Below are 21078 nucleotides of genomic sequence, written 5' to 3' on the forward strand. Positions count from 1 at the left end.
CATAGTCCGAATGCATAAGGCAGCAGTTCGACACCTCTTCGATTCAATAGCCTATCGTTATGATCTGCTGAATCATCTTTTGAGCGGTGGAATTGATCTCTATTGGCGCCGCACGGCCGTTCAAAGCATTGCATCTCAAAAACCCCGGCGTATCCTTGATGTTGCCACCGGTACCGGTGATTTTGCCATCGCCGCCATGCGCTTAAACCCGGCCGAAGTTGTCGGTGTCGATATATCCATGCCGATGCTGGAGTTAGGGAGGCGAAAACTTGCCGCAAAGAATTTGAACCATGCTGTTCGGCTCGAAGAGGGGGAAGCAGAACGGCTCGCATTTCCCGAGGGTTCCTTCGATGCGGCGATCGTCGCTTTCGGCGCGCGTAATTTTGAAAATCTTGAGGGGGGATTAAAAGAAATGCGCCGGGTCTTGAAAATCGGAGGCCAGATCCTCGTCCTCGAGTTTTCCAGACCGCGGGGATTTTTCTTCAAACAGATCTACTTCTTTTATTTCAAGCATATTCTTCCCCTTGTTGGAAGAGTGATCTCCAAAGACAAGGAAGCTTACCAATACCTCCCCGATACCGTAATGAAATTTCCCGATGGGGAAGATTTTCTCAATGTCCTCCGCGGCGTAGGATTTTTGTCCGTCGCTCAACGCCCTCTGACGTTCGGCATCGCGACGATCTACACCGGGGAAAAATAACCGAAAGAAGAATAAGGAATATTGATCATGGCTGATAGAGTAGTGAGAGTTGGGCACAGTCCGGACCCGGACGATGCCTTCATGTTCTATGGATTGTCAAGCGGCAAAGTGAAGCTCGAAGGAGTTACGATCGAACACTTGCTCGAAGATATTCAATCCTTGAATGTCCGTGCAATGAAGGCCGAGCTGGAGGTAACGGCAATTTCGGCGCATGCCTTTCCGTATGTCGCTGATAAATATTGGATTATGGCGACCGGCGCAAGCATGGGGGAAGGCTACGGTCCGGTCATCGTCTCAAAAAAATACAGAAACCTCGATGAGCTCAAGGGGAAAACAGTCGCGACTCCCGGCAAACTGACTACGGCCACACTCCTTTTCAAGACGTTCACCGAAGGAATCAAGAACGTCGATGTCCAATTTGACGCGATCATGGATAAGGTGGCCTCGGGTGAGTTCGACGCCGGACTGCTGATCCATGAGGGGCAGCTGACGTACGGAGCCGAGGGATTTCATAAAGTTCTCGATTTCGGTGAATTCTGGGAGAAGAGGTCGGGCGGTTTGCCGCTGCCGCTCGGGCTTGACGTTGTGAGAAAAGATCTGGGCGAAGATATGGCAAAACGTCTTTCATCCGGACTGAAGCAGAGCATTCATTTCGGCTATACGCATCAGCGCGAATCGATCCCGTACGCGCTTCAATGGGGGAGGGGAATCAACCAGCAGTTGGGAGAAAAATTCGTCAAGATGTACGTCAGTGAGCTGACAGTTGATATGGGAGAGAAGGGGAAAAAAGCGCTTGACCTTTTGTATAGATTCGGGGCGGAAAAAGGATTGATCCCGCCGGTTCCCTCGATCGAACTCTTTTAATGCTTCGCGATGAATCTGTTTGAGTTGTTTCGAAGATTTCGTACCGGCATCGTCGTCGCCACGCTTCTCGTCATTATTGAGAACGTGGCATGGATCGCCGAGCCCGCGCTCTTCGGCAACGTCATCGACGCTCTCATCGAGAAAGCGACGTCCGAAACTGCAGTCTCCTACCTTCTCCCGTTGCTCATTTGGATAGGTACGTTTCTTGTCAACTCCGGAGTCGGCGCCCTCCGCCGTTCTCTTGACCCGAAGATCTTTCTCCGGATGTTCATTGAAATCGCCACCGACGTTGCGCGCTCGGCCAAAGAAAAAGGGCACTCTGTCTCGAAGACTGCGGCGCGCGCCGAATTGTCGCGCGAGTTCATCACGTTTGCCGAATATCGGGTCCCTGATATCATTGAACAACTGATTTCGATCGGCGGCGCGGTTGTTGCACTTCTCTTTTTTGATTGGAGGATCGCCTGTTCGTGCCTCTTCATCGTCCTCCCGCTCCTTCTCATCTCGCGCATCTATAACAAACGCGTGTTGGCGCTCCAAAAAGACCTTCATGACAACCGCGAGGAGGCCTACGATGCATTTTCGACGAAGGATCCGGAAAAGGTTCGCGAGTATTATTCCGCCCAGTCCCGCGTCGAGCAGCGGATCGCCAACTGGGGAGCGTTCAATTTCGGAGCGATGAGGATCATCTTGCTCTTGATTTTTCTCGTCGTCCTTTATATCGCGATTGATCTTGACGATTTCAGTACTGGAAATATTTATTCGATCGTCGCATACTTATGGACATTCGTGACGTCGTCTGAGTACCTGCCGGAATTAATGGAGTCGTGGACTTCATTAAAAGACATTTCTGACCGGCTTGCGACCGAGAATGTTTAGGAATGTGGGCTGGACGAAACGAGGATTTGTCGGCAGGGTCGATGAAAGCTAGGCAGCTTTGTTCTTCGGGAAAACCTTCCTTAGATCATACAATGTTCCTCGCTGGGCCGCGTCAAATCCCGATTCGTGAATAAGCTGGATGCATTCTGCGGTATTGGTTTTGTTGACAAAATTGGCAGCCGCATGAACGTTCTCTTCAAGCAGCGTTCCGCCGAAATCGTCGGCGCCGAAGTGAAGCGCGATCTGACCGGTCTTTTTCCCTTCTGAAAACCATGACGCCTGAATGTGTGGGAAATTGTCCAAATATATTCTCGAGACTGCGATCATCTGCAGATAGCGTGTCGGCGTGGCATAGTGCGGAATAATTTTTTCAAGGGGAGTATTGCCCGGCTTGAAGCTCCAGGGGACGAACGCTGTGAACCCATGGAAATCGTCCTGGAGCTGGCGGATGCTCTCGAAGTGGGCAACGATGTCCTCGTCGGTCTCGAGATGTCCGTACATCATCGTGGCCGTCGATTTGTAGCCAATCCTGTGCGCCTCCCGCATTACGTTCAGCCAATCCTCCGAAGTTCCCTTTTTGTTGCTGATCTTCTTCTTCACACGGTCAGAAAGGATCTCAGCGCCGCCTCCCGGAATCGAACGCAAGCCTGCATCCCATAATTGTTTCAACACTTCCTGCAGCGAGAGTCCGGAAACCTGCTTCATCCCCAAAATTTCCGACGTAGAGTAAAAATGCGGATAGATCTCCGGCACTTCAGCGACCGTTCGTCTGACCATCTCGAGATAGTAGTCGAACGGAAGTGAGGGATTCACTCCTCCCTGTAGCAAGACGGTGGTCACTCCTTTTGCCGCAGCTCCCTTGAAATTCTCGATCATCTGGTCGACGGAGTAAGTGTATTCGCCTTTCTCGCCGGGATGTCGGTAAAACGCGCAGAAGATGCAGTCGATGTTGCAGATATTGGAATAGTTCGGATTTGTGTCGACGACAAATGTTACACGGGGGTCAGGATTCTTCTTGAACCGGATTTCGTTTGCCAGGTCCGCAAGGTCGAGCAATTCGGTGCTCCGAAGAAGGAACAGACCCTCTTCCGGAGTGATCCGTTTTCCGTTTCTTATCTTTGAATACAGGTCGGATTGCATAAGGCGCTTACCTAAATAGAAACTGAATATCCTGCCGCTTTCAGCTCTTTGACAAGGCTGAAGCTGATCTCTTCCAACTTCACGATGATCTCTTTCCGCTGAACGCCGGGGATATTTTTTGGAACTGCGGCGTCTTTCTGGAAAATGCAGCACACTTTGTTGGCGCCGATTTTTCCGACGAGGTACCCCATCTCGAACATTGCACTTGGAATGTCGTCGGACCCGATCAGGTAGAACGCATAATGCGTTGCCGGTTGCTTCTCGACATGCGAGAGAAGCGCGTCGCTTCCCCCCCCGGTACGTTGGTAAACCGACGCTTCGATGCCAAGCTCTTTCAGCAGGGAAGTCAACTGCCCTAACAATGGATTGTTGGCGGCGGATACGACAAGTACTCGGTTTGTCGTGCCCGTTCCGGTCTTCGGTGCTGGGGGTTTTGGAGGTTCCGGTGCTTTTGGTTGTTCCGGTTCAGCAGCTTGTTTTGGCTGAGAATGCGGTGTCGGAACGGGTGCTGCAATCTCCGCCGATCTCAAGGCTTCTTTTAAGGCCTCATGGACCTTTTGAGCGGACGTTTGATAAAAGTAAGCGCCGTTCTCGTCGTTGGCAAGCTGCGTACGAAGAGCCATCCCTTTTTCGCCGCACTTGCTCAAGACGTCCAGGCTGTTCTTTCGCCAGAGCAAATACTGGCTCTGCATTTTCGCATTGTATCCGGAGAACTCGAGTCCTCCTTCGGGAACAAGCTTGTCTCCCTGGTGAATTAGGTCTTGCAGCTTCGCGGCCGGCGACGTGTCCATGATGAGTTTTTAGAGAATGATCGAGATTAAATGGTGACTTCGATTTCCTGAAAATATTTCCTGAAAACTTGCATTGCCGTTCGCTCCCGATCGCCCAGCCGGTAGTTGAATCCTTCAAGATACTCCCGCACTTCGTTCGGCGTCAGGCCGATCTGTTTCCCATGAAGCCTTCCAACCAGTTCAAGCTTCGTTTCGTTCCGCTCGAGCGTTGCCTCCAGGAGCGATTTCAATTGCGCCTTTTCTTCCTGCGGCAGCGATTTCTTGATGGCCCAGACCGCAAAGACGAACGGGAGCTTTTGCCAATCATACCATTCCTTCGCGAGGTCAAAGACAAGTTCAAATCCGGGAAGCCCGAATTTGTTGCGCTTCAGCGCCTCGTCGCCGATAAGAAGGACGGCATCATATGCGCTGTGGTCATTGACGCCCGAATGCATTCTGACAAGCGAAGCGTGAACCCCATATTTCTTTTTCAGCAATACTTGAAGGAGGCGGATTGAGGTGGCAGTGTCATCCGTGATCCCGATGCGTTTTCCCTCAAGGTCGCGCCATCCCTCTTTTGAAAAGAGCATAACGCTTTTCACCTGATCGCGCGTTGCAATACCGTAGTTCAGGAGGTCAAGGTTTTGTTCCTGCGAGAAATAATTCATCAACGAGAAAATTCCCGCGTCGATCACGTTGGCGGTTGACAGCTCCCCCATGCGCCGTGGAACGACCGGGAAAATTTTGAACCCCCGCTTTTCGAAATCCGCATAGAACGGAACGGAATTGAGATACGGGATCTTTCCAATCACGTGGTCGGTGTGCAGTTTCAGAGGGTGATAGTAGACGTCCCGCTCAACCGGAATTTTTCCGGCATCCCTGATGATCTTGACAATGTGGTCTTTCGCAAGGCTCATCGGACTGACCGCGCCTGCGTCGTGCGCGATGTTTTCTCCTCCGACGGTCCCGTCCATATCGTCCGCGCCGAAATTCAGCGCCACGGACGCGACTTCCTCCGTCAGCATCACCCAGTACGCTTTGATGTGGGGGAAGTTGTCGAGCATCAGCCGGGCGACGGCGATCGTTTTTAGATCATCGATCGCGGAGGTGAATTCGTTTCTCGGTTTAATGCCCGTGACTCCCGGCTGGAACGCAAGGGGAATGAACGACAAAAATCCGCCGGTCTCATCCTGCGCTTCGCGGAGCTTCATCATGTGGACGACCCGCTCCTCGTATGTCTCGACGTGGCCGTAGAGCATCGTGGAGTTTGTCGGAATGCCGAGCTTGTGTGCGGTTTTGTGCACTTCAAACCATGTCTTTGCGCCGATCTTCTGATTGAAGAGCAGCTTTCGGACCCGTTCCGAAAATACCTCAGCCCCTCCGCCGGGCATTGTCCGCAAGCCGGCTTCCTTTAATTGCAGCAGGACCTCTTCGATCGTCATCTTAAATTTCTTGTGGAAGAAATCGATCTCGACCGCCGTAAACGCCTTAACATCGGCGGCGGGGAAATTCTTTTTGATCTGCCGAACCATGTCGAGATAATAATTCCATTCCCAATCCGGATGCAAACCGCCGGTAATGTGCACTTCCTGAATTTCCGGCGTCAATTTCTTGAGGATCTCTTCGACGGTCATCTCATACGCGTTCGGCCTCCCCGCTTTTGTCGCGAAATCGCAGAACTTGCAGGAAAGCACGCAGATGTTCGTCGGCTCGATCTTTTGATTGATGACAAAATAGACGGCGTCACCGCTTTTTTGCTGCTGGACAGCGTGAGCCATCTTCCCGATCGAAATGACGTCGTTCGATTCGAACATCGCAACGCCGTCTGCGAGGGAAAGCCGTTCGCCGGCCTCGATTTTTTTCCAAATTGGGGCAAGCGATTGATCTCTAAAATTTATGTTCAGCACGTCGTTTCTCTGCTTTTATTTCCAATAGTCATTCCAGCGGTCGTCGACAAGCTTAACGATCTTCTCATCCATCGCGAGCGGTTCCGGATAGCCGTCCTTCCACGTGGCATCGATTCCTAACGTTCCTTTATAGATGGGGGATATCCCGACAAGCTTCTGCTGGGCAAAAACAACGTCCCGCTCGCAGTCAAACCGAGTGAAGATACCCCAAATATAACTTTCTTCGGCATGAATATCCACATCGTCGCTGACTGCGGCGATAATTTTGATTCCTTCGAGCATCGCGGATTTCTGCAGTTTTTTTATAACAGAGGCGCCGTCGCCTTTAACCTTCACGAGCAAGAGCGTTTCCGCAATGACGTTGGTCTCGAGAATGCGCCGGTCGTGCGCCGGCAAGTGGTGGATGAACGCTTCGGTCTTCTTCGAGAGATGCCATTTTGGATTCGGCCTCTTCTTTCTGGTTGCATCCAGAATCATCTTGCTGCCGAGGTTCATTGTGTACGACGTGAAATCAAGCGTGTCGAGCGGAACCTTTGGCAAGAGAATGAAGTCGTAATGGGGGTCGAATTCATCGCGAATCGCGCGGAGCACTTCTTTGAAATTCTTCGGGTCGACATCTTCCGATACCGCGATCAGGCATTTGGTCAGCGAGAGCTGCTGTGTTCCCATTAACCCCAATGCGGTCTTCATAGCCTCTTTATGATAGCGCTCTTCGATAGAGACGACAAGAAGGTTGTGGAACCCTGCCTCATAGTACGCCCACATGCTGTTGACTTCGGAATGAAGGAGCTTTGCCAGCGGGCTGAGAATTTTTTGCGTAGCATCGCCAAGGAATTTGTCTTCCATCGGGGGAATGCCGACAACTGCTGCAGGATAGATCGGGTTCTTTCTGTGCGTGACCGCGGTGATATGAAAAACCGGAAATTCCGCCGCCGCGGAATAATGCCCGAAGTGGTCGCCGAACGGCCCTTCGCTTCTTCGCTCCTTCGGCGGAACGAAGCCTTCGAGGATGAACTCTGCATTCGCCGGGACGCTGATCGTCACCGACCGGCCGCCGACGAGCTGCGTACTTCGTTTCCGCAGAAATCCGGCGAACATCGCTTCATCGATGCCTTCCGGCAGCGGAGCGATCGTCGCCAGCAGCAATGCAGGGTCGGTACCGAGCGCGACAGCAAGCTCGAGCGGCTTATTGGATCTATCCGCGTGATAATAATGGAAGCCGCCTCCTTTCTGAATTTGCCAGTGCATTCCCGTCGTATGATGATCGAACACCTGCATTCGGTACATGCCGATGTTCCTTTTACCGCTCCGGGGATCGTACGAGACGACCTGGGGGAGAGTAATGAACCGTCCGCCGTCGTGCGGCCAGCATTGAATGATCGGGAGACCGGCGAGATCGGGTTTCTCGACTACTTCCTGCGATGGGGCGATCATGATATCGCTGGTTCGCGCCGACAAAAATCGGCGGGTGACTTTGTGATGTTTGATCAGCGATGATGGCGAAGGGGGGATGGCCTCTTCAAAAAATGAGATGAGCTGTCGGCCGAGAATCTCCGGCTCTTCGCCGAGAGCGAGCCTGATCCGCTGCTCGCTTGCCAACGTGTTGATGACGAGCGGATATTTTGCTCCCTTAACATTCTCGAACAAAAGCGCCGGTTTCTTTTCCCGCAAAGCGCGTGCGGCGATCTCGGAGATCTCGAGGACGGGATCGACTTCGACGGAGACACGGTGAAGTTCTCCGTTCCTCTCAAGATAGTTGACAAATTCGCGAAGGGCAGTAAAACGCATCTTCTTATTCCAGTTCTTCGTTTCGCCATCCCTTTGAGTTTCGTTCCCCCAGGACCCCCAGCAGCTTGTCGGTGAAGGCAGAAACGTATTCGTCGGCGGTTTTCGGAACGAAGTAAAGCGGAGATGAGATCGGCATGATCACGGCCCCGTACTGCGAAAGCCGCGCACATTGTTCCAGCGAAACGGTCGAAAGAGGCGTCTCCCGGATGCAGAGAATGAGCTTGAATCGTTCTTTCATCGCGACCTGCGCCGCGCGCGTGATCAAGGTGTCGCCGATCCCCGATGCAATTTTCCCGAGGGTTGATGTCGAACAGGGGAGAATGATGCAGGCATCGATATGGTTCGATCCCGAGGCGATCGGAGCGGTCAGGTCGTCGTTGGAGAACTGCCGTTTGATGTAGGGCTGGAGATCCTTCTCGGTCATATCGAGCTCGTCTTTCATCAGCGCCTTTCCCCATTTGCTGACGACAAGATATTTTTCCGCTCTGGATTGCTTGAGGAAATCCAGGGCATAGACGGCCCCGGAGGAGCCGGTGATTCCGAGGACGACTTTCATGGCAGGATGCTTGATAGGATGACCATCACGAAAACGTTGAACCCAAGGATGATGTTGATCTTGAAAAAAGCGAGTTCAACGTCATTGGCCTTCTTCTGTTCGAGGTAGAGCAGAAGTCCGCTGAGCAGCAGCGGCGGAATCGCAACGAATCCTTTGAGCGAGTGGAAGAACAAGACCACGAGAGCAATAAACGCGAGGACATGAAGTCCGGCGGAGATTTGAAGCGCACGTTCTTTTCCGAACCGGGAAGGGAACGAATAGAGATTTGCCCTCCGGTCGAACGATTCGTCGAGCGTCGAATAGATGATGTCAAAGCCGGTTCCCCAAAAGAGGACGAACACAGGGAGAATGAGCCCCGTTCCGATATTGTCGAGCGTTCCGCTTACGGCAAACCATCCGCCCAGCGGGGCCATCGACATTCCGAGGCCGACGCCGAAATGCGCCAGGGGGGTGAAACGCTTTAGGTACGGATAAATAATGAAGATCACGAGCGGGATCGGCGACAGGCGGAAACAAAAGTCCGAAATCAATTTGGCCGCGGTGAGATAGAGAATTAGCGCAACAGAGAGAACGATGAACACCTGCCAGAGCTTCAGTTTGCCGCTCGGCAATTCGCGGTTTGAAGTTCGGGGATTCTGCTTATCGATTTCCCGGTCGATCAGGCGGTTCAACGTCATTGCAACCGTCCGTGCAGAGACTGAAGCAAGCAGCACGAGAAGGAGCAGTTCGTTCGACGGTTTTTCTTTTGATGCCAGGAACACGCCGCTGTAGATCATCGGCAGCGTAAACAGCGTATGCTCTATTTTGATGAAATTGAGGAGTCTTTTCAAACCTGTGAGGGGAAGAAATTAGAGATTTCACCGGCCGTTTATGGAGACAACACCGGCAGGGCTCTTATAAGTTACCCAAAAAAAGGGAGCGAGTCAAGAATGGCATGTTTTCCACAGTTGTTTGGAAGTCCGACCCTCTTTTTGTATATTGACCGAGCAACTTGCCAACAATTTTTTTGAAGAATGCACACTGTTACCCTTATTCCCGGCGACGGGATCGGTCCGAGCATTGCTGAAGCAGCGCAGCGTGTGATCGAAGCTACCGGCGTCAAGATTGATTGGGAATTGGCACACGCCGGCATCGCTGCCATCGAGACATATAAAGATCCGATCCCCGAAGCTACCATCCAATCGATCCAAAAAAACAAAGTCGCGCTGAAAGGCCCGCTGACGACGCTGAGCGGCAAGGGGTTTCGCAGCGTGAACGTCGCATTGAGAAAAGAATTCGACCTATACGTGAACTTGCGTCCGGCGAAATCGTTCGAGGGCGTCGCCTCGCGGTACACCAACGTCGACCTGGTGATGTTCAGAGAGAACATCGAAGAGTTCTATTCCGGCATCGAACATTATGTCGATGCCCAAAAAAGCGCCGCGGAGACGATCGGCATTGTGACGCGCTTTGGCTCCGAGCGGATCGTCCGTGCAGCGTTCGACTATGCCCGGAAGTATGGAAGGAAAAAGGTGACGATCGTCCATAAGGCGAACATCATGAAGTTTTCCGGAGGATTGTTTCTTGAAGTTGCGCGGGAAGTTGCCCAGAAGTATCCAGACATCGCAACTGAAGACCGCATCGTTGACAACATGGCGATGCAGCTTGTGCTTAATCCGAATCAATTTGATGTGATCGTCACGACGAATTTATTCGGAGATATCTTGTCCGACCTCTGCTCGGGGTTGGTCGGTGGATTGGGCTTGGCGCCAGGGGCGAACATCGGGGCGAATGCGGCGATCTTTGAGGCGGTGCACGGCAGCGCCCCCGACATCGCCGGAAAAAATCTCGCCAATCCGTGCGCCATTATTCTTGCGGGCGCCATGATGCTCGATTACCTCGGTGAACACGATGGCGCCGACAGGATCCGCCGCGCCGTGGGAAAAGTGCTGAAGGAGGGGAAATACGTAACGAAAGATCTCGATCCGCATTCGACCACAGGGACCACGGGAATGACGGATGCCGTCATCAACTCGATCCGTTCAACCTCATAAGAGAATCCATATGAACCTCATGCATCGCCTTTTTGCCGTTTTCGTTGTCTCAACAATGTTCCTCATTTCCTTCGCGCCGGCGCAAGTGGGTAAAGTGGGAAAGGGAAACAGCGTGACGTGGTACGGCCATGCCGCTTTCAAGATCACGACGGTCAAAGGAAAGATCATTCTGATCGATCCTTGGCTTGACAATCCCAAAGCGCCGAGCAGCGCACGCAACATCGATAGAGTTGACCTGATCTTGGTCACGCATGGGCACTTCGACCATCTCGGCAACACTGTTGAACTTGCGAAAAAATTCGACGCCACGGTCGTGTGCAACGGAGCTATCGCTTCATACCTGACGACCAAGGGGGTGAAGAAGACTGCCATCCTGGATTATTCGGGGACGTACGAAGTCGATAACGTAAAGATCGTCATGGTGCACGCCGACCATTCCTCCAGCATCGATAACAACGGTCAGCAGATAGAAGGAGGGAACGCGGCAGGATTCGTCATTCAATGCGAAAATGGGGTCACCATGTACCATGCCGGCGACACCGGCGTGTTCGGCGACATGAAATTGATCGCAGACCTCTACAAGCCCGACATTGTCATGCTTCCGATCGGAGGAGTGTATACGATGGGACCGAAGGAAGCAGCAAAGGCATGTGAACTTCTTAATCCGAGGGTGATCATCCCAATGCACTACGGGACGTTTCCGGCGTTGACGGGTTCGCCGGTCGACCTCAAAACCTTTTTGCCGCCGCAGTTAAAAGGAAGAGTCGCCGACATTCTCCCCGGCGACACCGTGAATTGAATTCGGAAATGAAAATCGGATCGATCAATATAGCGCAACCGATTCTATTGGCGCCGATGGAGGACGTGACGGACATTCCGTTCCGTCTCATCTGCAAGCGCCTCGGGGCGGATATTGTCTACACAGAATTCGTCAACTCCGAAGGCCTTGTACGGAACTCCGAAAAAACGAAGAAGAAAATGCTTTTCTCAGAAGAAGAGCGTCCTTTTGGAATCCAGATTTATGGCGGGGAAGAGTCATCGATGGAAGGGGCGGCCAGGATTGCGGAGAGTATGAACCCGGACATTCTCGACATCAACTGCGGCTGCTGGGTAAAGGATGTCGCAATGCGCGGTGCTGGAGCCGGGCTTTTAAAGGACCTTCCGCGGATGGAACGGATCGTCTCGACGGTGGTGAAAGCCACTCGCATTCCGGTGACGGTCAAAACAAGGCTCGGGTGGGATGAAAACTCCATCCGCATCGTTGAAGTGGCGCAAATGCTGGAAGGCATCGGCGTCCAGGGGCTGACCGTCCATTGCCGGACGAGAGCCCAGGCGCACAAAGGAATTCCGGACTACACGTGGATCCCGAAAATCAAAAAGGCCGTCTCAATTCCTGTTGTCGTCAACGGCAATATTCTGGAAGCGGCCGATGTCCTAAGAGTGTTTAGCGAGACCGGCTGCGACGGCGTGATGGTGGCGCGAGGGGCGATCGACAACCCTTGGATCTTCCGTCAGGCAAAAAACCTGTTGGCAATGGGCGTGACGGAGAATTACGTCCCTCGGAACGAGCGGATTGCGCTGTGCATCGAGCATCTGAACCTGTCCGTTGAATACAAGGGGGAACGTACAGGCGTGCTCGAAATGCGCAAACATTATTCCGGTTATTTGCGCGGGCTGCCGAATGTCGCGAAACTTCGGGCGGAGTTGATGGCCTACACACTAATGGAACCGATCGTCGCACGGCTGCTGAAATTTTCGGAAGAAGCTGTCTCAATACCGGTGCCGGCCTCCGAGCAAGTAGTGGTATAAACCTTTTGCGATTCTTCTTCAATTCATTTATCTTCTAACGGCATCTTGAGCATAGGCGTACCATCCCCTCACGATGCCGGCTTATTAACGAGCGAAAATCCTCAAAGCTTCATTTTCGGTGTCGGACTCTTTCAGCCGAAGAGGAAGAAGAGGTTTTTGTTATTTTGATCGGCGTTCTTTTAATTGCCAACGCTCCCCAGACTTGAAAAACTAAGATGATTGCTTTTATTGCCGGAGTTGTTGTCGGTTTTTTCACAACAATTCCGATCGGTCCGATTAACATTGCAGTGATGACAAAAGGACTATCGGGAAAGACGGGACAAGGCCTGATGATCGGGGCCGGTTCTGGGTGGATGGACATCGTCTATTGCGCGGCGGCAATGTTCGGCATTTCTTCGTTGAATACGAACCCCAAAATTGAATTCGTTTTTCGCATCGCAACCTTTGCGGTGTTTTTGGTGATGGGCATCAAGACAACCTTCTTTACGATACGAGAAGCAAAGCTGACGAAAAGCGAAGAATCTCCCGGCTTCAAACGGTATTTTCTACTCGGCATTGTTCTTTATCTTTCCAACCCCTCCTTCATTGCCTATTGGATCACCGTCGCAGGCATCATTCACGGCTATCACATCCTCGAAGCGTCAGCCTATAATAATTTATTTTTTTCGCTCGGCACCGGGTTTGGGACGACAGGATGGTTCTTCATCCTTCTCGAACTCGTTGAAAAACAAAAAATGAAACTTGACAAAGCGTTGATAGAGAAAATTACCCGCGGTTTCGGCGTTATCTTGCTGGTGATCAGCCTGTTCATGGCATACAGGATAATTTCTTAACCGCCGTTGATGCCACGCGTTGTTGTTGTCAACTGTCTTTATATCATTTTTTGAAGGAGAAGTACTATGGCCACAGCGGGTCAGCAGAGTGTCTCTGCGAACATCACCTCCGTTCTGAAGGAAAATCGCATTTTCAAGCCGGCAGCAAAATTTTCAAAGTCGGCGGCGATCAAATCGTTCGCGCAATACAAGAAATTGTACAACCAATCGATTCATGACCCGGAGAAATTCTGGGGGACCATGGCGGATGAACTGACATGGTACAAAAAATGGTCGAAAGTTCTCCGGTGGAAACTGCCGTTCGCCGAGTGGTTTGTCGGCGGCAAGATCAACGTCTCCGTCAATTGTCTCGACCGTCATTTGACCACCTGGCGGAAGAACAAGGCGGCCATCATTTGGGAAGGGGAGCCGGGCGATACGCGGACCCTTACGTATGCGGATCTTCACCGCGAAGTCTGTCAATGCGCCAATGTTTTAAAGAAGCTTGGAGTGGTGAAGGGGGACCGTGTTATTATCTACATGCCGATGATCCCGGAACTGCCGGTTGCCATGCTTGCGTGCGCCCGCATCGGTGCTACGCACAGCGTCATCTTCGGCGGGTTCAGTTCCGAAGCGCTGAAAGACCGTATCAACGACGCGCAGGCGAAACTCGTCATCACCGCCGACGGCGGCTACCGGCGCGGGAACGTTATTCCGTTGAAAGCCAATATCGACGAAGCCCTGAAGGTCACGCCGTCGGTCGAAAGTGTCGTCGTGGTGAACCGGGTCGGATTGGACGTTCCGATGATACCCGGACGCGACCATTGGTGGGAGGGCCTAATGTCTACGACTTCTTCGGAGTGTGAACCTGAAAAATTGGAGTCGGAGCATCCCCTATATATTCTCTATACCAGCGGCACCACGGGCAAACCAAAAGGCGTCGTCCATTCGACCGCTGGTTACCTTCTCGGCTGCCATCTTACAACAAAGTATGTCTTCGACATCAAAGACACGGACACCTATTGGTGTACCGCTGACATCGGCTGGGTGACAGGACACAGCTACATTGTCTACGGCCCGTTCTCGAATGGCGCGACTGTTGTGATGTACGAGGGGGCCCCAAACCATCCCGAACCGGACCGTTTCTGGAGCATCGTGGAAAAGTATAAGGTCAATGTCTTCTATACTGCTCCCACCGCGATCAGGGCATTTATCAAGTGGGGAGAACAGTGGCCGTTGAAGCATGACTTGAGTTCAATTCGGCTGCTCGGCACGGTCGGCGAACCGATCAATCCTGAAGCATGGATGTGGTACAGCAAAATTATCGGCAAGGGGAAGTGCCCGATCGTGGACACATGGTGGCAAACGGAGACCGGTTCGATTATGATCACGCCCCTGCCGGGAGCCACGCCGACAAAGCCGGGGACAGCAACGTTGCCGTTTTTTGGAATCCAGCCCGATGTTGTCAATAAGGAAGGGAAATCAGTCGGGGCAAATCAGGGGGGATATCTCGTGATCAAAAAGCCGTGGCCGTCGATGATGCGCGGCGTCTATCGCGACCCCGAGCGATTTAAAAAGACATACTGGAGCGATATCAAAGGAATGTATTTCACCGGCGATGGCGCGCGCAAGGATAAGGATGGGTACTTTTGGATCATGGGACGGGTCGACGACGTCATCAACGTCTCTGGCCACAGGCTTGGAACAATGGAAGTGGAAAGCGCGCTGGTCAGCCATCCGTATGTGGCAGAGGCCGCGGTTGTCGGAAAACCGGATGAAATAAAGGGTTCAGCGATTTGCGCTTTTGTGACACTTGAAGGGAAACGGTCGCCGACCCCTGAATTAAAGGAAGAATTGCGCCAACATGTCGCGAAAGAGATTGGAGCAATGGCGAAACCCGATGATATCAGGTTCACTGACGCGCTTCCAAAAACCCGAAGCGGAAAAATTATGCGCCGATTATTGCGAGAGATCGCTGCAGGCGGAACGGCGACCGGCGATACGACGACGCTTGAGGATTTTTCCGTGCTGGAAAAATTGCGTCATCACGAAGACGAAGAATGATTGTCCCGGGCGTTTCTGCAATCGCACTGAATTCCGCCTTGTATCCTGCAGTTCGATGTCAGCGCCAATTTTTTCTTGTTAGATTTCGCGGATGAGGAAGAGCATTTCTTCCGCAGGCGGCAAATTTATCCGCAACGGGCAAAATTCCGCTTGCGCCAATATACCGACTTTGCTATATTCAAACGTCCCTCGGGAGAGCGGGAGAAATTTCCATCGTCATCTTCGTGCGTTATGCCTAAAGTCTACTGCACCTCATTCGATTCCAAGATCGGCCATATTTATATCGCCTCCACTGACAAAGGGGTGTGCAAGATCAGCATTCCGAAAGAATCAAAAAAAGATTTCTTCGATTGGCTCTCTCTCCATTTCGACGATGATGACGTTGTTGAGAACAAAAGCCGCAACAAAGAAGCGATGGATCAATTGAACCGCTACTTCAACGGCAAGCTCGCTCGGTTTTCGACGCCGGTGGACCAGATCGGCACAACCTTTCAATTGCGTGTGTGGCGGGAATTGCTTCGCATTCCGTACGGGACGACGATCACCTACAAGCAGCTCGCCCGGAGGGTCGGCGTTCCGCGCGGCTTCCGCGCCGTCGGTACGGCAAACGGAAGCAATCCCCTCCCCATCGTTGTACCATGTCATCGCGTTGTCGGTCATGACGGTTCGCTCGCCGGCTACTCCGCCGGCGTCAAGACGAAGGAATTCCTTCTTCGCTTGGAAGGCGCTATCATCTTGTAATAGAGTTCTTTCTTCGAACGGTTTCTCTCCCCCTCGCTTTGCTCCCCGCGTTTGCATCCATTCACTAATTTATGTATTATTTCAACCACACGAATTTTTTTCCGCGCATGAATCTTTTAGAGCAACTCAATCCGGTTCAACAGCAAGCCGTTTCCGCCATCGACGGCCCGGTGATGATCGTCGCAGGAGCAGGAAGCGGTAAGACTCGCGTGCTGACATATCGTGTTGCTCACTTGATTGAAAAGGGGATCAAGCCGTACCAAATTCTTGCGCTGACCTTTACGAATAAAGCCGCCAAGGAAATGAAACACCGCATCGAATATCTCGTCGGTGAACAGGCGGCGAATGTCTGGGCCGGCACATTCCATTCGATCTTTGCGCGCATTCTGAGACACGAGTGCGAGGCGATCGGGTTCCAGCGAAACTTCACTATCTACGACGCCGAAGATACTCTCGGACTGATCAAGAATATCATGTCGACTCAGAATATTTCTGCGCAGCAGTTCAATCCGCGGGGAGTCCAGTCGCGCATCAGCGGCGCAAAAAATCATCTTGTTTCGCCCGGGGAGTATGAAGAAATAGCTAAAGATCCGTTCGAGCAGCGGACGGCGCTTGTCTTTAAGGAATATCAGGAGAAGCTTGTCAAGAACAACGCGATGGATTTCGACGACCTCCTGTTGAGGCCGATCGAGCTCTTTCAGCGGAACGGAACGATCCTCGAAAAATACCAATTCCGGTTCCAGTATCTTCTCGTGGACGAGTATCAGGATACGAACCGGGCGCAATACGTCCTGATCAACCTCCTCGCTAAGCGCTTTAAAAATATATGTGTTGTAGGTGATGACGCACAGAGCATTTATGCATTCCGCGGTGCGGATATCAAGAACATTCTCGATTTTGAGCGGGATTATCCCGAAAGCAAGGTCTTCAGGCTGGAGCAGAACTATCGTTCCACCAAGACAATCCTTGCCGCCGCGGATTCCGTCATCAAAAACAATCGGAACCAGATCCACAAAACGCTGTGGACCTCGAACGCTCAGGGGGAATTGATCACGATGATCGAAGCGGAAGACGACAAGGACGAGGGGATGAAGATCGTCTCACATATTCAGGATGAGTGCGGCAGGCTGAAATTGGATTTGAAGGACTTTGCCGTTCTCTATCGGACGAATGCCCAGTCGCGGTCCCTTGAAGACGGGCTGAGGCGGAACGGGATTCCGTACGTGATCATCGGCGGAGTCGAATTCTACAAACGGAAAGAGATCAAAGACGTCCTGGCGTATCTGCGCGTTATTGCCAATCCAAAAGATGAGGAGAGTCTGCGGAGAATCATCAATGTTCCGGTTCGCGGCATCGGCGAGACGACGATTGAGAAAATTGCCGGCTACGCGGAGCATCATCCTTCCGGCTCGATGAGCTTGTTCGACGCGTTGAAGGGAGTCAGCGAAATCGACGGGATGAGCGAACGGTCGAAGAACGCTGTACTCCAATTCGTCCTTCTCATCAAGAAATACGTGGAACTCAAGGAGCAGATGTCGCCGAGTGAGATCGCGAGGGCGCTGGTCGACGAACTCGGGTTCCTGCGCAGCCTGAAGGAAGAAGCGACCCCCGAGTCACTGGGACGCTGGGAGAATATCCAGGAATTGCTCTCCGCGATTACGGAATTCACGGCTGAAACACCTGAGGCGACGCTCGAGAGCTTTCTCGAAGAGGTCTCGCTCGTGTCGCCGGTCGATACTGTGACGGACCAGCGTAACGCGATCACACTGATGACGCTCCACTCCGCAAAAGGATTGGAATTTCCTGTTGTCTTTATCGCCGGGCTGGAGGAAGGATTGTTTCCGTTGTATCAGGTCGCTCCCGAGCCGGAGGAGATGGAGGAGGAACGGCGTCTTTTTTATGTCGGCATTACCCGCGCGATGAAAAAGCTGTTCCTCACACATTCCCGCCTCCGCTACCGCTTCGGCGATGTAACATATCCGGTCCTCTCCCGCTTCGCCGAAGAGATCGAGCCGTCGCTCATTCAACGTGAGTCGTCGCGGCGCGTCCCTCTTTCAGTTCATCACCGGGCGGGGGTCGTCGAACAAGAGGGGAATCATTATTCGTTCGGCCGGGACCACACAAAACAGCAGCCGGGTTCGAGGCATGCCGGGCTTGACGGAGAACGCGAGCCCGATTATGAAAATGAATCGCAGGAAATTCTCACGCTGAAAGTGGGGGCGAAAGTCGAACACGAATCGTTCGGCGCGGGGAAAGTCCTTCAACTCGCCGGCTCGGGTGAATCGGCGAAAGCCGTGGTGCTTTTCGACAGGGTCGGTCCAAAGAATCTTATGCTGAAGTATGCAAAGCTGCGGTTATTGTGAGGGCAATTCAGGAAAGCCCGTCGAAGGTCTTTGAACGGACGATCATCATGTTGTTCCAATAGTCGTGATGGATGTAGTGAGTGATGATCCCGGTGAACTGCGCGATCGTTTCCGGCTGAAGGATAAAGCAGACCTGCGACGATTTTCCGTTGTGGGGATTCTTGTGATCGAAGAAGACGTCGTATTGTGTGAGCGAGTGCAGAGATTCGAGATCATCGTCGGAGGTTTTCACGACGCCAATGACGAAGCGTTTGTTGAGTTCATCGAAGGCAAAAACATCGGGGCGCTTGTTTTTCTGATCGCCGTATCCGTCGTTATGCAGTTCGTCGGGAGATCGGTATCCGGCGACTCCTTTAGCGCCGATGATCGTGTACTTCTCCGACGTAAAGTGATCCAGTAATTCCTCTATAAGCCGGGCAGAGATGTCCTTCATCGTTAGCAAAAGTAATTTTTTCGGGCACGAAATGCAAAAGCAGGTCCATGACTCCAGACCCTGACCAAACTCGTTCGGCGTTTATCCTTCCTAAATTAGCGTCGCTCGCCGCAGTTGTCGGCTCATTTGCCCTTATTGAATGGGCCTCTTCATTTCACTTCTTGAGTCATCTCCTTCCGCTTCCGACATCATTATCGGCCCCGCTGGCCTGGCTTTTTGAACACCAGGTCTGGCAGTTCGGCATCGGGATGCTGGCGATCACGATCCTATCTCGCGGCCACCTGTGGAGTTACGGAATCAACTCATCGGAGATACGGTTGTCGATGTCCATTCTCTTAAAATTTTATGCGGTTGCTTTGGTGGTCGTTTTCGGCTTGGTTGTCCTGCCGCTTATTTTATGGGGAACAATTCCGGACTATTATCTTCGACTGGGGAAGGCCGACATGATCGTCTGGATTCTTTTTCAATGGATGGCGACGGCAGTTGCCGATGAAATTCTGTTCCACGGCTTGTTTCAAACACTGCTGCTGAAATATTGGCGGGAAAAGATCGTGATCGGCTCGATGGAAATTCCCGTGGTGCTTTTCTTTACAACTGCTGTGTTCGCCGCCTGCCGGACCAACGTACCGGTGTATGGCGGGCATGTCATCGAATATCTTCTGGCATCGCTGATAGGGTTATACGGGGGAATTGTGTTCTACAGGACGAGGAGCCTGCTCACGCCAATGCTCTCACAGGCGTTCTTCTATGGTTTGCCGTTTGTGATCCGATTCTGTTATGTGATCTTCTTCAGGCGCTGAGAGCGCGGGGAGAGTTGACCGGCTTACACCGCGGAAGCCGGTTTTGCATCGAGGATCTTTTCATAATGGCGTTCGTAAATCCCCACAATTTGGTCGATGTCGAAATTTTCGACGGCGCGTTTTCTTCCGGCTTTTGCGAACATTTCCCACCGCGAGTTGTTCGTCAGCAGCTCTACAGCATACCGCGCCATCCGCTCGACATCGCCGATTTCAGCGATGTATCCGGTCTCGCCATGCACCACGAGTTCCGGCAGGCCCCCGACACTTGACGAGACCACAGGTACTTCGCATGCCATCGCTTCGAGTGCCGACAGGCCAAAGCTCTCTGACTGGCTCGGCATCAGAAAAAGATCGGCGGATGAAAGGAGCTGAACGAGTTCCGCCTGCTTGCCCATGAACTTCACGTGCTCCTCAAGCTGCAATTCGCGGCAGAGATTCTCGCAGTTCGACCTGTCCGGTCCGTCGCCGACGAGGACCAGCTTTGACGGGACTTTTTTTACGACGAGATTGAAGATCTTGATAACATCCGCGACACGTTTAACGACGCGGAAATTCGAGGTGTGGATGAGAATTTTCTCGCCGTTCGGCGCAATCGCCCCCCGAAGATTTGCATCGGGCTTTCTTGTAAAACTTTTGGTGTCGACAAAGTTCGGAATGACCTCGATCTCTTTGTTGATCCCATAATTTGTGATCGTCTTTTCTTTGAGGAAGCGGGAGACCGCGGTCACGCCGTCGCTTTTTTCGATGCTGAATTTCATCACCGAAAGGAAGCTCGGTTCAAGCCCGATCAGCGTGATGTCCGTTCCGTGCAGCGTCGTCACGATGCGAAAATGTTCGTCGTTGAGAATTTGCTTTGCGATGAACGCGCTGGTCGCATGCGGAATGGCATAATGCGCATGGATGAGATCGAGTTTCTCAAACTTTGCCACTTCCACCATTTTGCTGGCCAGCGCCGGAGTGTACAGGGGGAATTCGAACAGCGGGTACGTCGCCATCTCGACTTCGTGATAAAAGATGTTGTTCACGAATCCGTCGAGCCGCATCGGCATCGCGTAGCTGATAAAATGAATCTGATGCCCGCGTTTTGCAAGACCCTTGCCTAGTTCGGTTGCGACGACTCCGCTTCCCCCGTACGTAGGGTAACACGTGATTCCGATCTTCATGAGAGTGTCCTTTCAATACACAACCTACGGTTAATTCGTTTGAATTTCAAGAATAAGATGTAACGGAGACGTTACGTTTTTGCGAGGAAGAACGTACGACGACTGCGAGTGTCAATGTTCTGAAACTCTTGCGGAGCGATTTCGCTGATGTCATTCGCAATTCGGCACTCGCCGCCCCTCACCTGATTGTTTTGTCCTGCACCATTGCAAGGATGATACTATTTGATTACTTTGACCGTAGACCTGCCGACTTGAGGAG

Annotated in this window: 19 protein-coding genes; 11 read left to right on the forward strand and 8 right to left on the reverse strand. The window is 52.3% G+C overall.

Annotated elements, in window-relative coordinates:
• Positions 1-10: 10 nt before the first annotated feature.
• Genes ubiE through VMF88_10810 form a run of 3 tightly spaced genes read left to right on the forward strand, consistent with a single transcriptional unit; the run spans position 11 to position 2440 of the window.
• A complete protein-coding gene (gene ubiE / locus VMF88_10800; GenBank protein HTY11550.1) occupies positions 11-700 on the forward strand; it encodes a bifunctional demethylmenaquinone methyltransferase/2-methoxy-6-polyprenyl-1,4-benzoquinol methylase UbiE in 690 nt (229 codons plus the stop codon).
• 27 nt (positions 701-727) lie between these two features.
• The gene (locus VMF88_10805; protein HTY11551.1) at positions 728-1564 is read left to right on the forward strand and encodes an MqnA/MqnD/SBP family protein; all 837 of its coding nucleotides are present in this window, start codon (positions 728-730) and stop codon (positions 1562-1564) included.
• A 9-nt stretch (positions 1565-1573) separates the two neighbouring features.
• Positions 1574-2440 carry an ABC transporter six-transmembrane domain-containing protein gene (locus VMF88_10810; GenBank protein HTY11552.1) on the forward strand — a complete coding sequence of 289 codons (867 nt, stop codon included), beginning with the start codon at positions 1574-1576 and terminating at the stop codon, positions 2438-2440.
• A 48-nt stretch (positions 2441-2488) separates the two neighbouring features.
• Here the strand turns inward: VMF88_10810 and mqnC are convergent, their stop codons facing one another.
• Genes mqnC through VMF88_10840 form a run of 6 tightly spaced genes read right to left on the reverse strand, consistent with a single transcriptional unit; the run spans position 2489 to position 9431 of the window.
• A complete protein-coding gene (mqnC, locus tag VMF88_10815; GenBank protein ID HTY11553.1) occupies positions 2489-3580 on the reverse strand; it encodes a cyclic dehypoxanthinyl futalosine synthase in 1092 nt (363 codons plus the stop codon).
• An 11-nt stretch (positions 3581-3591) separates the two neighbouring features.
• A complete protein-coding gene (locus VMF88_10820; protein HTY11554.1) occupies positions 3592-4371 on the reverse strand; it encodes a TIR domain-containing protein in 780 nt (259 codons plus the stop codon).
• A 26-nt stretch (positions 4372-4397) separates the two neighbouring features.
• The gene (mqnE, locus tag VMF88_10825) at positions 4398-6257 is read right to left on the reverse strand and encodes an aminofutalosine synthase MqnE (GenBank protein ID HTY11555.1); all 1860 of its coding nucleotides are present in this window, start codon (positions 6255-6257) and stop codon (positions 4398-4400) included.
• A gap of 15 nt (positions 6258-6272) precedes the next feature.
• On the reverse strand, positions 6273-8045 hold the full coding sequence (locus VMF88_10830) for a menaquinone biosynthesis decarboxylase (protein ID HTY11556.1): 1773 nt from the start codon (positions 8043-8045) through the stop codon (positions 6273-6275).
• Positions 8046-8049: 4 nt separating this feature from the next.
• Positions 8050-8601 (reverse strand): UbiX family flavin prenyltransferase, encoded by a 552-nt coding sequence (locus VMF88_10835; protein ID HTY11557.1) that lies wholly within the window; start codon positions 8599-8601, stop codon positions 8050-8052.
• Positions 8598-9431 carry a UbiA-like polyprenyltransferase gene (locus VMF88_10840; GenBank protein ID HTY11558.1) on the reverse strand — a complete coding sequence of 278 codons (834 nt, stop codon included), beginning with the start codon at positions 9429-9431 and terminating at the stop codon, positions 8598-8600. The genes VMF88_10835 and VMF88_10840 overlap by 4 nt, the downstream gene beginning before the upstream one ends.
• A 183-nt stretch (positions 9432-9614) precedes the next feature.
• On the opposite strand from VMF88_10840, the gene VMF88_10845 reads away from it, so the two are divergent.
• The 7 genes from VMF88_10845 (at position 9615) to VMF88_10875 (ending at position 18423) form a co-directional block, all read left to right on the forward strand.
• Entirely contained in the window at positions 9615-10634 is a 1020-nt protein-coding gene (locus VMF88_10845) for an isocitrate/isopropylmalate family dehydrogenase (GenBank protein ID HTY11559.1), read from the forward strand.
• Between the two features lie 10 nt (positions 10635-10644).
• A complete protein-coding gene (locus tag VMF88_10850; protein ID HTY11560.1) occupies positions 10645-11433 on the forward strand; it encodes a metal-dependent hydrolase in 789 nt (262 codons plus the stop codon).
• 8 nt (positions 11434-11441) lie between these two features.
• Complete coding sequence (gene dusB / locus VMF88_10855; GenBank protein ID HTY11561.1) at positions 11442-12443, forward strand: tRNA dihydrouridine synthase DusB; 1002 nt, start codon at positions 11442-11444, stop codon at positions 12441-12443.
• 215 nt (positions 12444-12658) lie between these two features.
• Entirely contained in the window at positions 12659-13276 is a 618-nt protein-coding gene (locus VMF88_10860) for a LysE family transporter (GenBank protein HTY11562.1), read from the forward strand.
• Positions 13277-13342: 66 nt separating this feature from the next.
• On the forward strand, positions 13343-15319 hold the full coding sequence (gene acs / locus VMF88_10865; protein HTY11563.1) for an acetate--CoA ligase: 1977 nt from the start codon (positions 13343-13345) through the stop codon (positions 15317-15319).
• Between the two features lie 231 nt (positions 15320-15550).
• Positions 15551-16060 (forward strand): methylated-DNA--[protein]-cysteine S-methyltransferase, encoded by a 510-nt coding sequence (locus VMF88_10870; protein HTY11564.1) that lies wholly within the window; start codon positions 15551-15553, stop codon positions 16058-16060.
• A 107-nt stretch (positions 16061-16167) separates the two neighbouring features.
• Positions 16168-18423 (forward strand): UvrD-helicase domain-containing protein, encoded by a 2256-nt coding sequence (locus VMF88_10875; GenBank protein HTY11565.1) that lies wholly within the window; start codon positions 16168-16170, stop codon positions 18421-18423.
• A 7-nt stretch (positions 18424-18430) separates the two neighbouring features.
• On the opposite strand, the gene VMF88_10880 is transcribed toward VMF88_10875, so the two are convergent.
• Positions 18431-18856, reverse strand: coding sequence for a hypothetical protein (locus tag VMF88_10880; GenBank protein ID HTY11566.1), 426 nt, complete (start codon positions 18854-18856; stop codon positions 18431-18433).
• A gap of 47 nt (positions 18857-18903) precedes the next feature.
• Here VMF88_10880 and VMF88_10885 point away from each other — a divergent pair, with 47 nt between their 5' ends.
• Complete coding sequence (locus tag VMF88_10885; GenBank protein ID HTY11567.1) at positions 18904-19656, forward strand: CPBP family glutamic-type intramembrane protease; 753 nt, start codon at positions 18904-18906, stop codon at positions 19654-19656.
• 23 nt (positions 19657-19679) lie between these two features.
• Here VMF88_10885 and bshA read toward each other — a convergent pair whose 3' ends face one another.
• On the reverse strand, positions 19680-20819 hold the full coding sequence (gene bshA / locus VMF88_10890) for an N-acetyl-alpha-D-glucosaminyl L-malate synthase BshA (GenBank protein HTY11568.1): 1140 nt from the start codon (positions 20817-20819) through the stop codon (positions 19680-19682).
• Positions 20820-21078 lie beyond the last annotated feature (259 nt).

Source organism: Bacteroidota bacterium, assembly GCA_035506275.1.
Classification (GTDB): Bacteria; Bacteroidota; Ignavibacteria; order UBA10030; family UBA8401; genus JAGVPT01.